We start from the raw sequence: 17898 nt of genomic DNA on the forward strand, positions 1-17898 counted from the left end.
GTCAGGCCCGCGCCGCGCCGGCCCCGGCGACGTACCGCTCGTAGCCCTCTTCCTCCAGCTTGTCGGCCAGCTCGCGGCCGCCCTGCTCGACGATCCGGCCGGCCACGAAGACGTGCACGAAGTCCGGCTTGATGTAGCGCAGGATCCGGGTGTAGTGGGTGATCAGCAGCATGCCGGTGTCGCCGGTGTCGCGGACCCGGTTCACGCCCTCGCTGACCACGCGCAGCGCGTCCACGTCGAGACCGGAGTCGGTCTCGTCCAGGATGGCGATCTTCGGCTTGAGCAGCTCCAGCTGCACGATCTCGTGCCGCTTCTTCTCGCCGCCGGAGAAGCCCTCGTTGACGTTGCGCTGGGCGAACGCCGGGTCCATCTGGAGCTTCTCCATGGCGCCGCGCAGCTCGCCGGCCCAGGTGCGCAGCTTCGGCGCCTCGCCGTCGATCGCGGTCTTGGCGGTACGCAGGAAGTTGGCCACCGACACGCCGGGGACCTCGACCGGGTACTGCATGGCCAGGAAGAGGCCGGCGCGGGCGCGCTCGTCGACGGACATGGCGAGCACGTCCTCGCCGTCGAGGGTGACCTCGCCGCCGGTGATCTCGTACTTCGGGTGGCCGGCGATCGAGTAGGCGAGCGTCGACTTGCCGGAGCCGTTCGGGCCCATGATGGCGTGCGTCTGACCCGAACTGATCGTCAGGTCTACCCCATCAAGGATCGGCTTGAGCTCACCCTCGGGCAGCTTGACCGACACCTTCAGGTCGCGGATCTCCAGGGTGCTCATCGGGTCACTCCATTGCTCGGCGTCATGCTGACGTAGATCTCGCCGTCGCGGACTTCGACGGGGTAGACGGGTACGGGTTCGGTCGCGGGCAGCCCGGTGGGCTCACCGGTACGCAGGTCGAAACGGGATCCGTGCAGCCAACATTCCAGCGTGCAGCCCTCGACCTCGCCCTCGGAGAGCGCGACGGCGGCATGCGAGCACTCGTCGCGCACGGCGTAGAACGCGTCGTCCTCGCCGTGCACGACCGCGATCTGCACGCCGTCCACGTCGGCGCTGATCGCGGTGCCCTTCGGCACGTCCTCGGTCGAACAGATCCTGATCATCAGGCGCCGGCCTTCGCCAGGCGCGCCTCGATCGCGTCGCCGAGCCGCTCGCGCAGGTCCTCGACCGGGATCTTGTTGATCATCTCGGCGAAGAACCCGCGCACCACCAGGCGCCGGGCCTCGGCCTCCGGGATGCCCCGGGCCATCAGGTAGAACAGCTGCTCGTCGTCGAACCGGCCGGTCGCGCTGGCGTGCCCGGCGCCGGCGATCTCGCCGGTCTCGATCTCCAGGTTGGGCACGGAGTCGGCCCGGGCGCCGTCGCTGAGCAGCAGGTTCCGATTGATCTCGTACGTGTCGGTGCCGGTCGCCTCGGCCCGGATCAGCACGTCGCCCACCCAGACGGTGTGCGCGTCGTCGCCCTGCAGCGCGCCGCGGTAGCCGACGTTGCTGCGGCAGTCCGGCACGGTGTGGTCGACCAACTGCCGGTGCTCCAGGTGCTGGCCCGAGTCGGCGAAGTAGAGGCCGTACAGCTCGGCCTCGCCGCCGCGCTGCGTGTACTCCACCGAGGTGTACTGCCGGACCAGGTCGCCGCCGAGGCTGACCTGCACGTGCACGATCTTGGCGTCGCGGCCCAGCTTGACCCTGAGGTGCTGGGCCTGGACCGCGTCGTCGGCCCAGTCGGCGACCGTGACCAGGGTCAGCTTCGCCCCGTCCGCCACGGTCACCTCGACGTTGTCGGCGAGCGTGGCCGAGCCGACCTGCTCCAGCACCACGGTCACCTCGGCGAAGCGGCCCACCTCGAGGAACGTGTGGCCGAACGCGAGCGCCTCGGCGGTCTCGCCGACCACCCGCAGGCGCACCGGCTCCGCCACCACGGCGTCCCGGGCGACCTGCACCAGCAGCGCGCCGTCGGCCCCGCCGTACGCCAGCGCGCTGACCCGGTCGAACGGGGTGAGCACGCTGCCCACCCGCGGGTCGTCCCGGCCGATCCGGTCGACGGTGACGCCCTCGGGCAGGTCACCGTGCTCGTGCCGGACCGCGCCGGTGGCGACCTGGGCCGACGAGGCCAGCCCGCGCAGGCGCTTGAGCGGGGTGAAGCGCCACTCCTCCTCCAGGCCGGTCAGGGCCGGGAAGTCGGCGACGTCGTACGAGCGGAGCGCCTGCGACTTGGTCGTGGGCGGCGCGGAAGCCTGGGTAGTCATCTCTTCCTTGGTCTGTTCTGCGACGAGGTGTCATTAACCGGAGGGCGGGTCGAGGCCCGCGCGGCCCGGCCTGACCGGTCCGGGCCCGCGGTCGGGCTCAGCCGACAGCACCTTCCATCTGCAGCTCGATCAGGCGGTTGAGCTCCAGCGCGTATTCCATCGGGAGCTCCTTGGCGATCGGCTCGATGAAGCCGCGCACGATCATCGCCATCGCCTCGTCCTCGCTCAGGCCCCGGCTCATCAGGTAGAAGAGCTGGTCGTCGCTGACCTTGGAGACGGTCGCCTCGTGCCCCATCGACACGTCGTCCTCACGGATGTCGACGTACGGGTAGGTGTCGGAGCGGGAGATGGTGTCGACCAGGAGCGCGTCGCACTTGACCGTGCTCCTGCTGCTGGTCGAACCCTCCAGCACCTGCACCAGGCCCCGGTAGGAGGTGCGGCCGCCGCCCCGGGCGATCGACTTCGACACGATGGTCGAGGAGGTGTGCGGCGCGGCGTGCACCATCTTGGCGCCGGCGTCCTGGTGCTGGCCCTCGCCGGCCATGGCCACCGAGAGCACCTCGCCCTTGGCGTGCTCGCCGGTCATGTAGACCGCCGGGTACTTCATGGTGACCTTGGAGCCGATGTTGCCGTCGACCCACTCCATGGTCGCGCCCTCGTGGCACACGGCGCGCTTGGTGACCAGGTTGTAGACGTTGTTCGACCAGTTCTGGATGGTCGTGTAGCGGCAGCGCGCGTTCTTCTTCACGATGATCTCCACGACCGCGCTGTGCAGCGAGTCGGAGGAGTAGAGCGGCGCGGTGCAGCCCTCGACGTAGTGCACATACGCGCCCTCGTCGACGATGATCAGGGTCCGCTCGAACTGGCCCATGTTCTCCGTGTTGATCCGGAAGTAGGCCTGCAGCGGGATCTCCACGTGCACGCCCTTCGGCACGTAGATGAACGAGCCGCCGGACCAGACGGAGGTGTTCAGCGCGGCGAACTTGTTGTCGCCGACCGGGATGACCGTGCCGAAGTACTCCTTGAAGATGTCCTCGTGCTCGCGCAGCGCGGTGTCGGTGTCGAGGAAGACGACGCCCTGCTCCTCGAGGTCCTCACGGATCTTGTGGTAGACCACCTCGGACTCGTACTGCGCCGCGACGCCGGCGACCAGCCGCTGCTTCTCCGCCTCCGGGATGCCCAGCCGGTCGTAGGTGTTCTTGATGTCCTCGGGCAGGTCCTCCCAGCTGGTGGCCTGCTTCTCGGTGGACCGGACGAAGTACTTGATGTTGTCGAAGTCGATCCCGGTGAGGTCGGCGCCCCAGGCCGGCATCGGCTTGCGGTCGAACAGCCGCAGGCCCTTCAGGCGCAGGTCGAGCATCCAGGCCGGCTCGTTCTTCTTGGCCGAGATGTCCCGGACCACCGCCTCGTTGAGGCCGCGCTGGGCGGACGCCCCGGCGACGTCGGGGTCGGCCCAGCCGTACTCGTAACGACCGAGGGCAGCGAGCTGCTCCTCCTGGGTCAGGGGCTGGACGATCTGCTCGGTCATCTATCTGTCCTCACAGTGGTGACGGTGGAACCGGACTGGGCGGGAATGTGCGTGGTGCACACGCCGTCGCCGTGCGCGATGGTGGCCAGGCGCTGCACGTGGGTGCCGACCAGACGGGAGATCACCGCGGTCTCGGCCTCGCACAGCTGGGGAAACTCGGCGGCCACGTGCGCCACCGGGCAGTGGTGCTGGCAGAGCTGGCCGCCGGACGCGATCGTGGACGCGTTCGCAGCGTAGCCCTCGGCGGTGAGCGCCTCGGCGAGCGCCTCGGCCCGCGCGAGCGGGGCGTCGTCGTCGGCGTCCTCCACGGCCGCCCGGCAGCGGGCCTCCAGCGCGGCGACCTGCTCGGCCGCGAACGCCGCGACGGCCTCGGCGCCGCCGGTACGGGCGATCCACCGCAGCGCCGCGGTGGCCATGTTGTCGTAGTGGTGGGTGCCGCAGCGCACCCGGGCCGCGTCGGTCAGCACGAACACCTTGGCCGGCCGGCCCCGCCCCCGGCTGCCCCGCACGGTCTGCTCACGGGCGACGACGTCACCGTCGGCGAGCATCGCGTCGAGGTGCCGGCGGATCGCGGCCGGACTCAGGCCCAGCGCGGAGCCGAGCTGCGCGGCCGTGGTGGCGCCCCGCTCCAGCAGGAGCTGGGTGACCCGGTCCCGCGTCGACAGGTCGGCGGGCGCCGTCGCGCTGGTGACCGAACTGGTCACCGGCTCTCCGGACAGCGCTGCCGCGTTTTTCACAACGGCAACGTTACGTAATTCGTCGGAGCCCCGCAAACCCGGGGTCCGGTGATTCCGACCACCGGGTCGGCGGAGTCACCCGATCGGGATCAACTACGGTGCGTAGGATTCGCTCCGTGAAGCGTTCCGTCCGGTTCCCGGTCTCCCCCACGCTGCTGCGCCGCCTCGCGTTCGCCTCGATCATCGCGAACGTCGCGATCGTGGTCACCGGCGGGGCCGTCCGACTCACCGCGTCCGGCCTCGGCTGCCCCACCTGGCCCCGGTGCACCGACGAGTCGTACACCACCACGTCCGAGATGGGCGTGCACGGGGTGATCGAGTTCGGCAACCGACTGCTCACCTTCGCCGTCGGGATCATCGCGCTGGCCGTGGTGCTGGCCGTGCTGGCCCAGGTGCCCCGCCGGCGCGGGCTGCTGCCGCTGGCGGTCGGCGTGCTGTTCGGCATCCCGGCGCAGGCCGTCATCGGCGGCGTCACCGTGCTCACCAACCTCAACCCGTGGGTGGTCGGGCTGCACTTCCTCGCCTCGATGGTGGTGATCGCCGCCGCGTACGCGCTCTGGCGGCGCACCGGCGAGCCCGACGGGCCGGTGACCCCGACCGTGCCGGCGCCGCTGCGTACCCTCGCCCGGATCACCACGGTGGTGAGTGCCTCGGTGCTGGTGGTCGGCACCTGGGTGACCGGCAGCGGCCCGCACGCCGGCGACCAGGGCGCGGCCCGCAACGGCCTGGACCCGGAGTCGATCTCCCAGGTGCACGCCGACGGCGTGTTCCTGCTGATCGGCCTGTCCGTGGCGTTGTTCTTCGCGTTCCGGGCGGTCGGCGCGTCGCGCGCCGCGCGGGCCGCCGGGGTGCTCCTCGCGGTCGAGCTGGGTCAGGGCCTGATCGGCTTCGTCCAGTACTTCACCCACCTGCCCGCCGTGCTCGTCGCCGCCCACATGCTCGGGTCCTGCCTGGTGCTGCTGGCCACGCTGGGCGTGCTCTGGGCCACCCGGGAGCGCCAGCCGGCCGGCCCGCCGGCCCCGGCCGCGCCCGCCGCCGAACCGGTGGGCGCCGCGGCCTGAGCCGGGCCGGGCGTTACGGCCCGGCGGGAGCGGGAAAGCGGTCCGGACCACGGACCGTACGCCCGAGGGGAGCTCCCGGTGTCGCGCAAGGGCCTTGCCACGACCACCCCGCAGCGGATGACCCCGGTGGCCGGCGCCCCGCTGTGGTGCGACGCCCGCGAGTTCGGGCTCACCGGCGACGGGACGACCAACGACCAGCCGGCCCTGGCCGCGCTGGTGGACCGCCTCGGCGCCGGCTACGACGCCGACGGCCGGGCGCGGGTGATCTACTGCCCGCCGGGCCTCTACTCGATCCGCGACGCCGGCACCGTCTGGCGCAGCGGGGTCTCCCTGATCGGCGCGGGCTCGGCGGCCACCCGGTTCCTGCTCAGCAACGAGGGAAACCGCGCCGCGCCGGTCCCGCTCGCCTACTGGACCACCGTGCAGCACGGCGCGGACCGGGACCGGCACATCGCGGACTGCACCTTCGCCGACTTCGAGATCGACGGTTCCGGGGTGGCCCAGACCGCGTACGACTACCTGGCCAAGGGCCTCGGGTTGCAGTACGTCGTCCGCGGCGTGTTCCGCAACCTCTACATCCACCACACCGGGGCCACCGGCCTGGGCTGCGACTTCCTCCAGGACAGCCTGATCGACGGGGTGGTCGTGGTGGGCTGCGGCCGACTGGACAACGGCCAGCAGTGGGGCGGCGCCGGGATCGGCGTCGGCATCGGCGGGTGGGGCGACGTGGAGCGACTCACCATCGCCAACTGCACCACCCTCGGCAACGGCACCAACGGGATCTTCCTGGAGCTGCAGAAGGACTACTGGCATCCGCCGCGCGGCATCCGCATCATCGGGTGCCACAGCCAGGCGAACCGGTTCGGCATCTCGGACTGGGGCGCGGACGGCCTGATCGTCTCCGGCTGCACCATGACCAACAACCTGGAGGCCGGCTACGACGTCTCGGCCAACGGCACCGCCGGTGTCGCCGGACGCGGCGGCCTGCTCACCGGCAACGTGATCGACTGCAACGTCGGCGACGGCATCAGCATGGGCAACACCCCCGGGCCGTACGCGGTGCAGGGCAACCGGATCAGCAACAACGGCGGATACGGCTACCACGAGCACGACCTGGGCCACGGCTACCGGGGCGCGGCCGCCGACGTGGTGATCCAGGACAACGACATCCGGGAGAACGCGCTGGACGGGATCCGGATCGACCGGCCGATGCTCGACGCCTCGATCGTGGGCAACCGGATCCGGGACAACGGCCGCCGCTCCGCGCCGGCCCACCGCGGCTCCGGCGACGCGGTGCGCTACGGCCCGCGCGACGTCACCGACGGCGCGGCGGACTGGCCCGTGAGCGGGCACAAGGGCAAGGTCGTCCGATCCGGCACCCGCCAGGCGGTGGTGGCCGACAACACCGGCGACCAGCTCTCACTGGCCGAGGTGCGACCGGACGGCGCCATCGCCTGGAACGAGGCGATCCCGGGGCCTGGTGCGGCGTACGACCTGCCCGAGGGGCCGGCCGCCTGCGCCGGGATCACCATCGTCGCCCCGTTCGACTCCGCCACCGTGCGCAACAACCGGATCTGGCACCGGGACGCCGACAGCCAGACCTACGGGTTGTGGGTCACCGAGGCGGGCAGTTGCGTCTCCTGCGCCGTCGAGGACAACGACCTCGCCGGGACCCGGGCCGCGCTGCGGTTGGACACGCCGCCGATCGGCGGTCGGTGGGACCGGAACCACACCGACCGCGACTGACGGGCCCTCGGGCGGCGGATCAGGGTCGGCGGGCCAGGTGGGCGACGACCGCCTCGGCGAGCCGCTCCGGCGCGCCGTCGGCGTGGCCGACGAACAGGCTGGGCTCGGTCAGCTCCAGCTCCACCAGCACGGGCGTGCCGGCCGGGCCGGGGATCAGGTCGACCCGGGCGTAGAGCAGCCGGTCGGCGCCGCCCGGGACGGCGGCCAGGACCTTGTCGGCGACCGCGCGCTGCTCCGCCGTGGCGGTGCGGGCGTCGATCCGCTCCTCCTTGTAGAGCGCGGCCTCGCCGAGGTCGGGGCCGGTCAGCATCGGCCCCTTGCGGATCGCGTGGCTGAACCCGAGGCCGTCGGGGCCGGCCAGGAAGAGCAGCGCCGTCTCGCCTGCGGTGTCCACCGCGTCCAGGTAGGGCTGGACCATGGCGACCCGCCCGGCGGCGCCGAGACGCCGCACGTGCGCCGACGCCAGCTCCCGGTGTTCCGGGTCGGTGAGGTCGTAGCGTCCGGTGTCCTGGCTGCCCGCGCTGACCGCCGGTTTGATCACGTGCTCGCCGTCGGCGGGCGGCGTCCAGCTCTCCCCCGGCGCCACCCAGGCGGTCGGCACGGTGGGCGCACCGGCGGCGGACAGTTCGGCCAGGTAGCGCTTGTCGGTGTTCCAGGCGACCACGTCGGCCGGGTTGGCCAGGGCCGGGACGGTGCGGGCCCAGGCCACGAACTCGTCCCGGCGCAGCGCGTAGTCCCACGGCGAGCGGAGGACGACCAGGTCGTAGCCGGCCCAGTCGACGGTCGGGTCGTCCCAGACCGCGATCTCCGCGGTGACGCCGCGGGCGTCGAGCGGGGCGAGCGCGAGCCGGTCGTCCGGGTCGAGGTCGGGCAGCGCGGCACAGGTGACGAGAGCGACCCGGGGTTTCCCCCGGGTCGACTGGTGGTGTGCGGTCATGCGGTTATGTCAACGGGCCATCGTGCGCCGGGCCATCGACCGCCAGAGGTCGTTGCTCGGACGCATCTGGTCCATCAGCTCACGCTCCCAGGCGTTCTCGACGTCGACTCCGGCCTTGGCGCAGGCCTGCCGCGCGACGTCCGTGCCGTCGGCGAACTGGTCGGCCCACACCCCGTCGGAACCCACGAGGACGATCCGTGCGCCGCGCTTGCCGACGTACTCGATGACCGCCTTCGCGCCGCCGTGCCCGGCGGCGAACGACTTGATGCCCGCGACCAGGCCGTTGGGGGCCTGCTCGGCGGTCTTGTCAGCCGTCAGCGTCGTATCGGAACCATCTGCCATGACGCGAAGCCTAAGCAGAGTTCCACCCGGATGTGCGAGAACCATGAACTGAATGTGATGCCAATTACCCGTTGGTTTAAGGAGAACCACAGGTAATTTGCCCGCCTATGTCGCCTATATCCGGGCGAAGCCGGCGGGCGAGATAGTCACACTCTGTCCCGGTTGGCCCCGTCCGGTGGACTCGGAAAAAAATTTCTGATGAACCGCCTCACGTGCGGAAACCATCCACCCCGGTCAAAGACCCGGACCGGTGCGGCGATCAAGCGGTGAGGGTGGTGTCCCAGCAAGAAGAAAGATCTTGGTGCGAGACGGCCCCGGTGGGGGCGGTGTCGTACCAAGATCTACGGTCCGGACGTGCCGGAAGCGCCCGGTCAGAGCAGGGCGTCGAGGGCCACGGCGGCGAAGAGGATGGTGAGGTAGGTGGTCGACCAGTGGAACAGCCGCATCGGCTTGACCGCCTCGCCGCGCGTCGCGCGCCGGCACAGCTTGTGCGCCTCGACCACGAAGATCCCGCCGACGACCAGCGCGGTCACGCCGTAGATCGGGCTCATGCCGAGCGGCCAGACCGCCAGCGAGGAGAGCAGCGTCAGCCAGGAGAACCCGATGATCTCGGCGTTGACCCGCCGGACCGACGCCACCACCGGCAGCATCGGGATGCCGGCCCGCGCGTAGTCGTCCTTGTACTTGATGGCCAGCGCGTAGAAGTGCGGCATCTGCCAGAAGAAGACCACCGCGAACAGGCCCCAGGCGGCCGGGGACAGCGAGCCGGTGACCGCGGCCCAGCCGATCAGCACCGGCGCGGCCCCGCAGACGCCGCCCCAGAACGTGTTGGCGGCCGTGGTCCGCTTCAGCCAGAGCGTGTAGACCAGGTCGTAGTAGGCGATCGCGGCCAGCGTCAGGCCGGCGGCCAGCCAGTTGGTGGTCGCCGCCATCAGCGCCACCGAGACCGCCGCCAGCACCAGCCCGAAGACCAGCGCGCTGCGCGGCGACACGGTGTGCGCGGGCAGCGGCCGACGCTTGGTCCGCCGCATCAACTGGTCGATGTCCCGGTCGATGTAGCAGTTGAGCACGCTGGCCGCGCCGGCCGCGAGCGAGCCGCCCACCAGCACCACGGCCACCAGCCACAACGACGGCATCCCGCCGTCCGCCAGCATCATCGCCGGCACGGTGGTGACCAGCAGCAGCTCGACGATCCGCGGCTTGGTCAGCGCCACGTACGCGGCCACCACGGCCCGTACGTCCCGCCGCCCGGTCGCCGGCGCCTCCGCCACCGTGCCCACCGGCGACTGCCCGGCAGGGTTGCTGACGGGGCGCTCGGTGATCATGCTCACGGATTGCCACCTTCCGGCATCGGCGGGGGGGAGGTCGGACGGCCCGGACCCGTCCGGGCCCACACACCGACCCACACACTACGCGTCGTCGTTTTGGCTGCCCCGCAGACCCGGCAACGGTGCGGGCCGTCACACCCGGGGTTGAACGCCCGATCGGGCCGGATCCGTAGAGAACAGCATGCCGAGATCCCCGGGCGGACGTTTAGCGACGCTCGATAGGGTCATCAGTGAGGGTTCCGCCCATCTGCCGAGGAGCACATCAACGTGGCTGCCAACCGACCCGAGCTTCCCGCTCTCCACTGGTCCGACCTCGACCGCAGGGCCGTCGACACGGTCCGCGTGCTGGCCATGGACGCCGTGGAGAAATCCGGCAACGGCCACCCGGGCACGGCGATGAGCCTCGCCCCGGCGGCGTACCTGCTCTTCAACCGGGTCATGCGGCACAACCCGGCCGACCCGAACTGGCCCGGCCGGGACCGGTTCGTGCTCTCCGCCGGGCACTCCAGCCTGACTCTCTACATCCAGCTCTTCCTCTCCGGCTACCCGCTGGCGCTGGACGACCTCAAGGCGCTGCGCCAGTGGGGCTCGCTCACCCCGGGCCACCCCGAGCACGGCCACACCCCCGGCGTGGAGACCACCACCGGCCCGCTCGGCCAGGGCCTCGGCAACGCGGTCGGCATGGCCATGGCGGCGCGCCGCGAGCGTGGCCTGTTCGACCCCGAGCCGGACCGCGCCGACTCGCCGTTCCGCCACGACGTCTGGTGCATCGCCTCGGACGGGGACATCGAGGAGGGCATCACCCACGAGGCCAGCGCGCTCGCCGGCCACCAGCAGCTCGGCAACCTCTGCGTGATCTACGACGACAACGAGATCTCGATCGAGGACGACACCCGGATCGCCAAGAGCGAGGACGTGGCGGCCCGCTACGAGGCGTACGGCTGGCACGTGCAGACCGTCGACTGGCGCAGCGGCGACGCCGACCAGGGCGACTACCACGAGGACGTGGAGGCGCTCTACCAGGCGCTGCTGGCCGCCAAGGCGGAGACCGGCCGGCCGTCGTTCATCGCGCTGCGCACGATCATCGGCTGGCCCGCGCCGAACAAGCAGAACACCGGCAAGATCCACGGCTCGGCGCTCGGCGCGGACGAGGTCAAGGCCACCAAGGAGATCCTCGGCTTCGACCCGCAGCGCACCTTCGAGGTCGACGAGGAGGTGCTCAAGCACGCCCGCCAGGTGCTGGAGCGCGGCGCGCAGGCGCAGGCGCAGTGGACCACCGGGTTCGACGCCTGGGCGCAGGCCAACCCGGAGCGCAAGGCGCTGTGGGACCGGATGGCCACCCGTACGCTGCCGACCGGCTGGACCGACGCGCTGCCCACCTTCCCCGCCGACGCCAAGGGCGTCGCCACCCGGGCCGCCTCCGGCAAGGTCCTGGAGGCGCTCGCCCCGGTGCTGCCCGAGCTGTGGGGCGGCTCGGCCGACCTGGCCGAGAGCAACAACACCACCATGAAGGGCGAGCCGTCCTTCGTCCCGGCGGCGCACGCCACCAAGGACTTCCCGGGCGACGAGTACGGCCGCACGCTGCACTTCGGCATCCGCGAGCACGCGATGGGCTCGATCCTCAACGGCATCGCGCTGCACGGCGGCACCCGCCCGTACGGCGGCACCTTCCTGGTGTTCAGCGACTACATGCGCCCGGCGGTGCGGCTGGCCGCGCTGATGAAGCTGCCGGTGACCTACGTCTGGACGCACGACTCGATCGGTCTCGGCGAGGACGGCCCGACGCACCAGCCGATCGAGCACCTGACCGCGCTGCGGGCCATCCCCGGCCTGGACGTGGTCCGCCCGGCCGACGCCAACGAGACCGCCTGGGCGTGGCGGCAGGCGCTGGAGCACACCGACCGGCCGACCGCGCTGGCGCTCAGCCGGCAGGCGCTGCCGACCATCGACCGCAGCGAGTTCGGCTCCGCCGAGGGCACCGCCAAGGGCGGCTACGTGCTGGCCGAGGCGTCCAACGGCAAGCCCCAGGTGATCCTCGTCGGCACCGGCTCCGAGGTGCAGCTCTGCCTCACCGCCCGGGAGCGGCTGGAGGCCGACGGCACCCCCACCCGGGTGGTGTCCATGCCCTGCCAGGAGTGGTTCTACGAGCAGGACGAGGCGTACCGGGAGTCGGTGCTGCCGCGCGGGGTAAAGGCACGGGTGAGCGTGGAGGCGGGCATCGCGATGTCGTGGCGGGCGATCGTCGGCGACAGCGGCGAGTGCGTGAGCATCGAGCACTACGGCGCCAGCGCGCCCTACACCGTGCTCTTCGAGCAGTTCGGGTTCACCCCCGACCGGATCGTGGCCGCCGCGCACGCGGCGCTCACCCGGGTGGGCGACATCACCGGTTTCACGACCGGCAACTGAGGGGAGCGTGGACGGCATGACGGACAGGCTGAGCGAGCTCCAGAACGCCGGGGTGGCGATCTGGCTCGACGATCTTTCCCGGGTACGACTGAGCTCCGGCGGGCTGGACAAGCTGCGCCGGGAGAGCCACGTGGCCGGCGTGACCACCAACCCGACGATCTTCGCCAAGGCGCTGAGCGACGCCGACGAGTACGACTGGCAGCTTCGTGACCTGGCCACCCGCGACGTGGACGTCGAGGAGGCGGTCCGCATGCTCACCACGTACGACGTGCGGTGGGCCTGCGACGTGATGCGCCCCTCGTACGACGCCAGCGCCGGCGTGGACGGCCGGGTGTCGATCGAGGTGGACCCGCGCTCGGCGCACGACGCGGACAAGACCGTCGCCGAGGCCAAGGCGCTGTGGTGGCTGGTCGACCGGCCGAACCTCTTCATCAAGATCCCGGCGACCGAGGAGGGCCTGCCGGCGATCACGAAGACGCTGGCCGAGGGGATCAGCGTGAACGTCACGCTGATCTTCGGCCTGGACCGCTACTCGCAGGTGATGGAGGCGTTCCTGGCCGGCCTGGAGCAGGCGCAGGCCAACGGGCACGACCTGTCGAAGATCGGCTCGGTCGCCTCGTTCTTCGTCTCCCGGGTCGACAGCGAGGTGGACAAGCGACTGGAGAAGATCGGCTCCGACCAGGCCAAGGCGCTGCGCGGCAAGGCCGCGGTGGCCAACGCCCGGCTGGCCTACGAGCGCTACGGCGAGGTGTTCTCCTCCGCGCGCTGGCAGAAGCTGGCCGACGCCGGCGCCCACCCGCAGCGCCCGCTGTGGGCCTCCACCTCGACGAAGAACCCGGACTACCGGGACGTCATCTACGTCGAGGAGCTGATCGCGCCGGGCACGGTCAACACCATGCCGGAGCCGGTCATCCACGCCTACGCCGACCACGGCGAGACGCAGGCGGACACGATCACCGGCGCGTACGGCGACGCGCGGCAGGTCTTCGCCGACCTGGAGTCCGTCGGCGTGGACCTGGCCGACGTGATCGCCACCCTGGAGAAGGAGGGCGTGGAGAAGTTCGAGGCCAGCTGGCTGGAGCTGCTCGAAGGGGTCAAGAAGTCCCTCGCCGAGGCGGCCAAGGGCGCGGACAGCCCGCACCAGGCCGCCGGGGGCAACGCGCAGGCCGCCCAGCAGGCCGGCGGGAACGCGTGACCGACGGCGTCCGACGCGTCCCGGGGCACCGCCCCGGGGCGCGTCCCGCCGTACCGTGGAATCGATGAGGTGAGGACGTGAGCGCGAGGAGCGAGCCGCGTTTGCGAGCCCCGCAGTCGCGAACGAAGGTGGCACCGTGAGCGCGAGGAGCGAGCCGCGTTTGCGAGCCCCGCAGTCGCGAACGAAGGTGGCGCCGTGAGCGACCTGTTGGCCGGGCCGGCGGACATCGCCGCCGGCCTGGCCGTGCACGGCGCGGACGCGGTCGACCGGTCCGCGCGCGCCGCGCTGGTCGCCCACGACGTCCCCGCGCGGCTCGCCGCCAAGGACCCGGCCCTCTGGGGCCCCGGGGCCGAGGCGGCGGCGCGCGTGCGGCTCGGCTGGCTGGACACCCACTGCCGCAGCCGCGACCTGCTCCCCCAACTCGCCGAGTTGACCGCCGAGCTGGGCGACCTGGACCACGTGGTGCTCGCCGGCGACGCCGATTTGACGCTCGCCGCCGAGGTGATCGCCGGCTGCCTGGGCCGGCCGCTGACCGTCCTCGACACCGCCGATCCGGGCCCGGTCCGCGCGGCCGTGGCCGACCGGCCGGCGCGTACCGTGCTGGTGCTCGCCGGACGGCACGGCCTGGACCGGACCGCCGACGCGCACCTGCGGGTCTGGCGGGCGGCCTGGGACGACTCCGGCCCGGAGGCCGCCCGGCACGTCGTGGTGGTCACCACGCCCGGCTCCCCGCTGGAGACGCTCGCCGACGAGCTGGGCGCGGTGGTGATTCCGGCCGACCCGGAGGTGGCCGGGCACTGGACCGCGCTCACCGCGTTCGGCCTGGTTCCGGCGGCGCTCGCCGGCGCGCCGGTGATCGAACTGCTGGACGAGGCGGCGGCGCTGGCCGGCGCGCTCGACCGGGACCGGGACAATCCCGGCCTGGCGCTGGGCGCGGCCCTGGCCGGGGCGGCGGAGCACGGTCGGGGCACGGTCGCGCTGGTGCCCGACGGCACCGGCCTGGACGGGCTGCGCCACTGGGCCGCCGCGTTGCTCGCCGCGGCCACCGGTGGGCGCGTGCTGACGGTGGCGGCGGAGTCCCCCGACGCTCCCGGCGCCACCGGGGCGGGCGTGCTGACGGTCGGCCTCGGCGGGGCCCTCGGCGCGGGCGTCGGGCCCGGCGTCGCCGCCGACGTCGCGGTCAACGGTCCGCTCGGCGCCCACTTCCTCACCTGGGAGTACGCCGCGGCAATCGCCGCCGTGGCGCTGCGGGTCGACCCGTTCGCCGAGCCGGCGGACCCGGCCGGCGACGACGAACCGGCGCCGGACGCCGGGCCGCCGTCGTCCGTCGAGGGCGCGATCGAGGTGTACGCCCCGACCGGCGCGCCCGCCGACCTGGCCGGCGCGCTCCGCTGGCTCTGCGCCGGGCTGGGCGAGGACGAGCACCTCACCGTGACCGCGTACCTCGACCGGCGGGCCGACGCGGCGGTGGCCGGGCTGCGCCCGCTGCTGGCCCGCACCACCGGTCGACCGGTCACCCTCGGGTGGGGTTCCCTTCGCCCGGGCGCCACCGACGCGCGCGGCCGGCACCTGCTGATCACCGGTGCGGTCACCGATGATCTGCCGGTGCCCGGTCGCCCGTACACCTTCGCGGAACTTCAGGCGGCCCGGGCCGCCGGCGACCGGCGGGCCCTGGCCGGCCGGGAGCGAGCGGTGCTGCGACTGCACCTGACCGAGCGGGCGGCGGGCGTCGCCCAACTGCTGGATACGGCCGGACGGACACGCACGTGACGATGAATGACCTGGAATCGACCGACCGAGATGCAGGAGGAGGTGGCCCGGTGAACCCACTGCGCGACCCCCAGGACCGGCGGCTGCCGCGGATCCCCGAGCCGTGCGCCCTGGTGATCTTCGGGGTCACCGGGGACCTGGCCCGGAAGAAGCTGCTGCCGGCGGTCTACGACCTGGCCAACCGAGGGCTGCTGCCGCCCGGATTCGTGGTCCTGGGCTTCGCCCGCCGGGACTGGGGCGACGGGGACTTCGAGTCGGTCGCCCACGACGCGGCCAAGAAGCACGCCCGCACCCCGTGGCGGGAGGAGGTGTGGGCCCGGCTGGCCGGCAACATCAAGTTCGTCGGCGGGTCGTTCGACGACGACGCCGCGTTCGACCAACTCGCCGCCACGCTGGACGAGCTGCGCGACTCGCACGGCATCGCGGGCAACGCCGCCTTCTACTTCTCCATCCCCCCGGCGGCCTTCCCGGTGGTGCTCAAGCAGCTCGCCCGCACCGGCATGGCGGACAACGCGAAGTCCGGCGGCTGGCGTCGGGTGGTGGTGGAGAAGCCGTTCGGCAACGACCTGCCCTCCGCCAAGGCGCTCAACGACCTGGTCGACGACGTCTTCACCAGCCAGGACGTGTTCCGGATCGACCACTACCTGGGCAAGGAGACGGTCCAGAACATCCTGGCCCTGCGGTTCGCCAACAACCTGTTCGAGCCGTTGTGGAACTCCAAGTACGTCGACTCGGTGCAGATCACCATGGCCGAGGACGTCGGCATCGGTACCCGGGCCGCGTTCTACGACTCCGTCGGCACCGCCCGCGACGTGCTCCAGAACCACCTGCTCCAGCTGCTCGCGCTGGTCGCGATGGAGGAGCCGACCAGCTTCGACGCCGACGAGATCCGGACCGAGAAGCTCAAGGTGCTCAAGGCCATCACGGTCCCCCGGGACGTCTCCCGGGACACCGTGCGCGGCCAGTACCTGCCCGGCTGGGTGGGTGGCGAGCGGGCCAAGGGCTACCTGGAGGAGGAGGACGTCCCGGAGGGTTCCACCACCGAGACGTACGTGGCGGTGAGGCTGGGCATCCAGAACCGGCGCTGGGCCGGGGTGCCGTTCTACATCCGGGCCGGCAAGCGGCTCCCTCGGCGGGTCACCGAGGTGGCCATCATGTTCAAGAAGGCGCCGCACCTGCCGTTCAACGCCGCCGACATGGAGTCCCTCGGCCCCAACCAGCTCGTCATCCGGGTGCAGCCGGACGAGGGCGTGGTGCTGAAGTTCGGCTCCAAGGTGCCGGGCACCACGATGGAGGTCCGCGACATCGCGATGGACTTCCAGTACGGCGAGGCGTTCACCGAGTCCAGCCCGGAGGCGTACGAGCGGCTGGTGCTGGACGTGCTCATCGGCGACCGGACGCTGTTCCCCGACGCCGCCGAGGTCGAGCAGAGCTGGCAGGTGGTCGACCCGCTGGAGCACGCCTGGGAGGGCACGACGCCGGAGCCGTACCGGGCCGGTGAGTGGGGCCCGCGGGCCGCCGACGAGATGCTGGCCGCCGAGGGCCGGGCTTGGAGAAGAGCATGATCGGGTTGTGGGACACCACCGGCAACGAGGTGGTCAAGGCGCTGGCCGCGGAGCGACGCAGCGCAGGCGGGGTGGCCAGCGGCATGGCGCTCACGCTGATCGTCGTCGTGGACGAGAAGCGGGTCCGGGAGGCCGAGGCGGCCGCCACCATCGCCGCCGCCGCGCACCCCTGCCGGCTGCTCGTGGTGGTCCGCTCCGACGTCGAGCGGGACCGCAACCGGCTGGACGCGGAGATCGTCGTCGGCGGCCGGCTCGGGCCGTGCGAGGCGGTGGTGACCCGGATGTACGGCCGACTCGCGCTGCACGCCGAGTCGGTGGTGATGCCTCTGCTGGTGCCGGACGTGCCGGTGGTGACCTGGTGGCACGGCGAGCCGCCGGAGGAGATCGCCACCGACTTCCTCGGCGTGGTGGCCGACCGGCGGATCACCGACTCGGCGCAGGCCGCCGACCCGATCGCCGCGCTCAAGCAGCGGGCCCACGACTACGCACCGGGCGACACCGACCTGGCCTGGACCCGGATCACCCCGTGGCGCACGCTCGTGGCGGGCGCGTTCGACACCACCCAGGCGCGGGTCACCGAGGCGACGGTGGTGGCGCCGCGCACCGACCCCACGGCGGCGCTGATGCGCGGCTGGCTCAACGCCCGCCTCGGCATCGACCCGGCCTGGGAGCACACCGACGAGTTCCCGCGGATGCGGGAGGTGCAGCTGCGCTGCGCCAACGGCGACGAGCTGACGCTGACCCGGGACGACAGCATCGCCGTGTTCCGCCGCACCGGGCAGGAGGACCGGACGCTGCCGCTGGTCCGTCGGCCGCTCGGCGACGAGCTGGCCGAGGAGCTGCGCCGGCTCGACGCCGACCAGGTGTACGCCGAGGCGCTCGGCGCGGCGGCCGGGTTGACCGGGCTGGACCAGCGCCCGGCGCAGCGGGTGCACGTGTGGAAGGACCCGGCGACCGCCCGACGGGCCGAGGCCGGCGTGACCGCGCACGCGGGCGCGACCGCGAACGAGTGACCGCCCGGACCGGGCGGTCGGACAGCACAG

The 17898-nt window shown here is 72.3% G+C and carries 15 protein-coding genes; 7 read left to right on the forward strand and 8 right to left on the reverse strand.

Going from position 1 to position 17898, the window contains the following annotated elements; all coding sequences use genetic code 11:
- Nucleotide 1: 1 nt before the first annotated feature.
- From sufC to O7600_RS08795, 5 genes are all read right to left on the reverse strand, one after another.
- Entirely contained in the window at nucleotides 2–775 is a 774-nt protein-coding gene (gene sufC / locus O7600_RS08775; protein WP_281593163.1) for a Fe-S cluster assembly ATPase SufC, read from the reverse strand.
- Nucleotides 772–1098 carry a non-heme iron oxygenase ferredoxin subunit gene (locus O7600_RS08780; RefSeq protein WP_091573414.1) on the reverse strand — a complete coding sequence of 109 codons (327 nt, stop codon included), beginning with the start codon at nucleotides 1096–1098 and terminating at the stop codon, nucleotides 772–774. The genes sufC and O7600_RS08780 overlap by 4 nt, the downstream gene beginning before the upstream one ends.
- A complete protein-coding gene (gene sufD / locus O7600_RS08785) occupies nucleotides 1098–2240 on the reverse strand; it encodes a Fe-S cluster assembly protein SufD (RefSeq protein ID WP_091573413.1) in 1143 nt (380 codons plus the stop codon). The genes O7600_RS08780 and sufD overlap by 1 nt, the downstream gene beginning before the upstream one ends.
- Before the next feature lie 97 nt (nucleotides 2241–2337).
- On the reverse strand, nucleotides 2338–3768 hold the full coding sequence (sufB, locus tag O7600_RS08790) for a Fe-S cluster assembly protein SufB (RefSeq protein ID WP_091573412.1): 1431 nt from the start codon (nucleotides 3766–3768) through the stop codon (nucleotides 2338–2340).
- Nucleotides 3765–4472, reverse strand: a complete 708-nt coding sequence (locus tag O7600_RS08795; RefSeq protein WP_281593164.1) for an HTH domain-containing protein — start codon at nucleotides 4470–4472, stop codon at nucleotides 3765–3767. Before O7600_RS08795 ends, sufB begins: the two co-directional genes overlap by 4 nt.
- Before the next feature lie 131 nt (nucleotides 4473–4603).
- Here O7600_RS08795 and O7600_RS08800 point away from each other — a divergent pair, with 131 nt between their 5' ends.
- Both O7600_RS08800 and O7600_RS08805 read left to right on the forward strand, forming a co-directional pair.
- Nucleotides 4604–5566, forward strand: coding sequence for a COX15/CtaA family protein (locus O7600_RS08800; protein WP_281593165.1), 963 nt, complete (start codon nucleotides 4604–4606; stop codon nucleotides 5564–5566).
- Between the two features lie 78 nt (nucleotides 5567–5644).
- A complete protein-coding gene (locus tag O7600_RS08805; protein WP_281593166.1) occupies nucleotides 5645–7312 on the forward strand; it encodes a right-handed parallel beta-helix repeat-containing protein in 1668 nt (555 codons plus the stop codon).
- A 19-nt stretch (nucleotides 7313–7331) separates the two neighbouring features.
- Here O7600_RS08805 and O7600_RS08810 read toward each other — a convergent pair whose 3' ends face one another.
- The 3 genes from O7600_RS08810 to O7600_RS08820 all read right to left on the reverse strand — a co-directional run bounded on the left by O7600_RS08810 (nucleotide 7332) and on the right by O7600_RS08820 (nucleotide 9922).
- Nucleotides 7332–8249, reverse strand: a complete 918-nt coding sequence (locus O7600_RS08810; protein ID WP_281593167.1) for a hypothetical protein — start codon at nucleotides 8247–8249, stop codon at nucleotides 7332–7334.
- A 9-nt stretch (nucleotides 8250–8258) separates the two neighbouring features.
- Nucleotides 8259–8591, reverse strand: coding sequence for a hypothetical protein (locus tag O7600_RS08815; protein WP_013287454.1), 333 nt, complete (start codon nucleotides 8589–8591; stop codon nucleotides 8259–8261).
- A gap of 371 nt (nucleotides 8592–8962) precedes the next feature.
- On the reverse strand, nucleotides 8963–9922 hold the full coding sequence (locus O7600_RS08820) for a heme o synthase (protein ID WP_091573408.1): 960 nt from the start codon (nucleotides 9920–9922) through the stop codon (nucleotides 8963–8965).
- A 264-nt stretch (nucleotides 9923–10186) separates the two neighbouring features.
- Here O7600_RS08820 and tkt point away from each other — a divergent pair, with 264 nt between their 5' ends.
- The 5 genes from tkt (at nucleotide 10187) to O7600_RS08845 (ending at nucleotide 17868) form a co-directional block, all read left to right on the forward strand.
- A complete protein-coding gene (gene tkt, locus O7600_RS08825) occupies nucleotides 10187–12325 on the forward strand; it encodes a transketolase (RefSeq protein WP_281593168.1) in 2139 nt (712 codons plus the stop codon).
- A 16-nt stretch (nucleotides 12326–12341) separates the two neighbouring features.
- The gene (gene tal, locus O7600_RS08830; RefSeq protein ID WP_281593169.1) at nucleotides 12342–13520 is read left to right on the forward strand and encodes a transaldolase; all 1179 of its coding nucleotides are present in this window, start codon (nucleotides 12342–12344) and stop codon (nucleotides 13518–13520) included.
- Between the two features lie 195 nt (nucleotides 13521–13715).
- Nucleotides 13716–15290, forward strand: a complete 1575-nt coding sequence (locus O7600_RS08835; RefSeq protein WP_281593170.1) for a glucose-6-phosphate isomerase — start codon at nucleotides 13716–13718, stop codon at nucleotides 15288–15290.
- A gap of 2 nt (nucleotides 15291–15292) precedes the next feature.
- A complete protein-coding gene (gene zwf, locus O7600_RS08840) occupies nucleotides 15293–16855 on the forward strand; it encodes a glucose-6-phosphate dehydrogenase (protein WP_281594102.1) in 1563 nt (520 codons plus the stop codon).
- Nucleotides 16852–17868, forward strand: coding sequence for a glucose-6-phosphate dehydrogenase assembly protein OpcA (locus O7600_RS08845; RefSeq protein WP_281593171.1), 1017 nt, complete (start codon nucleotides 16852–16854; stop codon nucleotides 17866–17868). The genes zwf and O7600_RS08845 overlap by 4 nt, the downstream gene beginning before the upstream one ends.
- Nucleotides 17869–17898: the final 30 nt, after the last annotated feature.

Origin of the sequence: Micromonospora sp. WMMA1998 (assembly GCF_027497375.1) — a bacterium.
Classification (GTDB): domain Bacteria; phylum Actinomycetota; class Actinomycetes; order Mycobacteriales; family Micromonosporaceae; genus Micromonospora; species Micromonospora sediminicola.

Excerpts from the sequence above, each read along its gene's own strand:
- zwf (WP_281594102.1), top strand. The coding sequence starts at position 15,293 with ATGAATGACCTGGAATCGACCGACCGAGATGCAGGAGGAGGTGGCCCG.
- O7600_RS08780 (WP_091573414.1), bottom strand. The coding sequence starts at position 1,098 with ATGATCAGGATCTGTTCGACCGAGGACGTGCCGAAGGGCACCGCGATC.
- O7600_RS08810 (WP_281593167.1), bottom strand. The coding sequence starts at position 8,249 with ATGACCGCACACCACCAGTCGACCCGGGGGAAACCCCGGGTCGCTCTC.
- sufD (WP_091573413.1), bottom strand. The coding sequence starts at position 2,240 with ATGACTACCCAGGCTTCCGCGCCGCCCACGACCAAGTCGCAGGCGCTC.
- O7600_RS08845 (WP_281593171.1), top strand. The coding sequence starts at position 16,852 with ATGATCGGGTTGTGGGACACCACCGGCAACGAGGTGGTCAAGGCGCTG.
- O7600_RS08815 (WP_013287454.1), bottom strand. The coding sequence starts at position 8,591 with ATGGCAGATGGTTCCGATACGACGCTGACGGCTGACAAGACCGCCGAG.
- sufC (WP_281593163.1), bottom strand. The coding sequence starts at position 775 with ATGAGCACCCTGGAGATCCGCGACCTGAAGGTGTCGGTCAAGCTGCCC.
- tal (WP_281593169.1), top strand. The coding sequence starts at position 12,342 with ATGACGGACAGGCTGAGCGAGCTCCAGAACGCCGGGGTGGCGATCTGG.
- sufB (WP_091573412.1), bottom strand. The coding sequence starts at position 3,768 with ATGACCGAGCAGATCGTCCAGCCCCTGACCCAGGAGGAGCAGCTCGCT.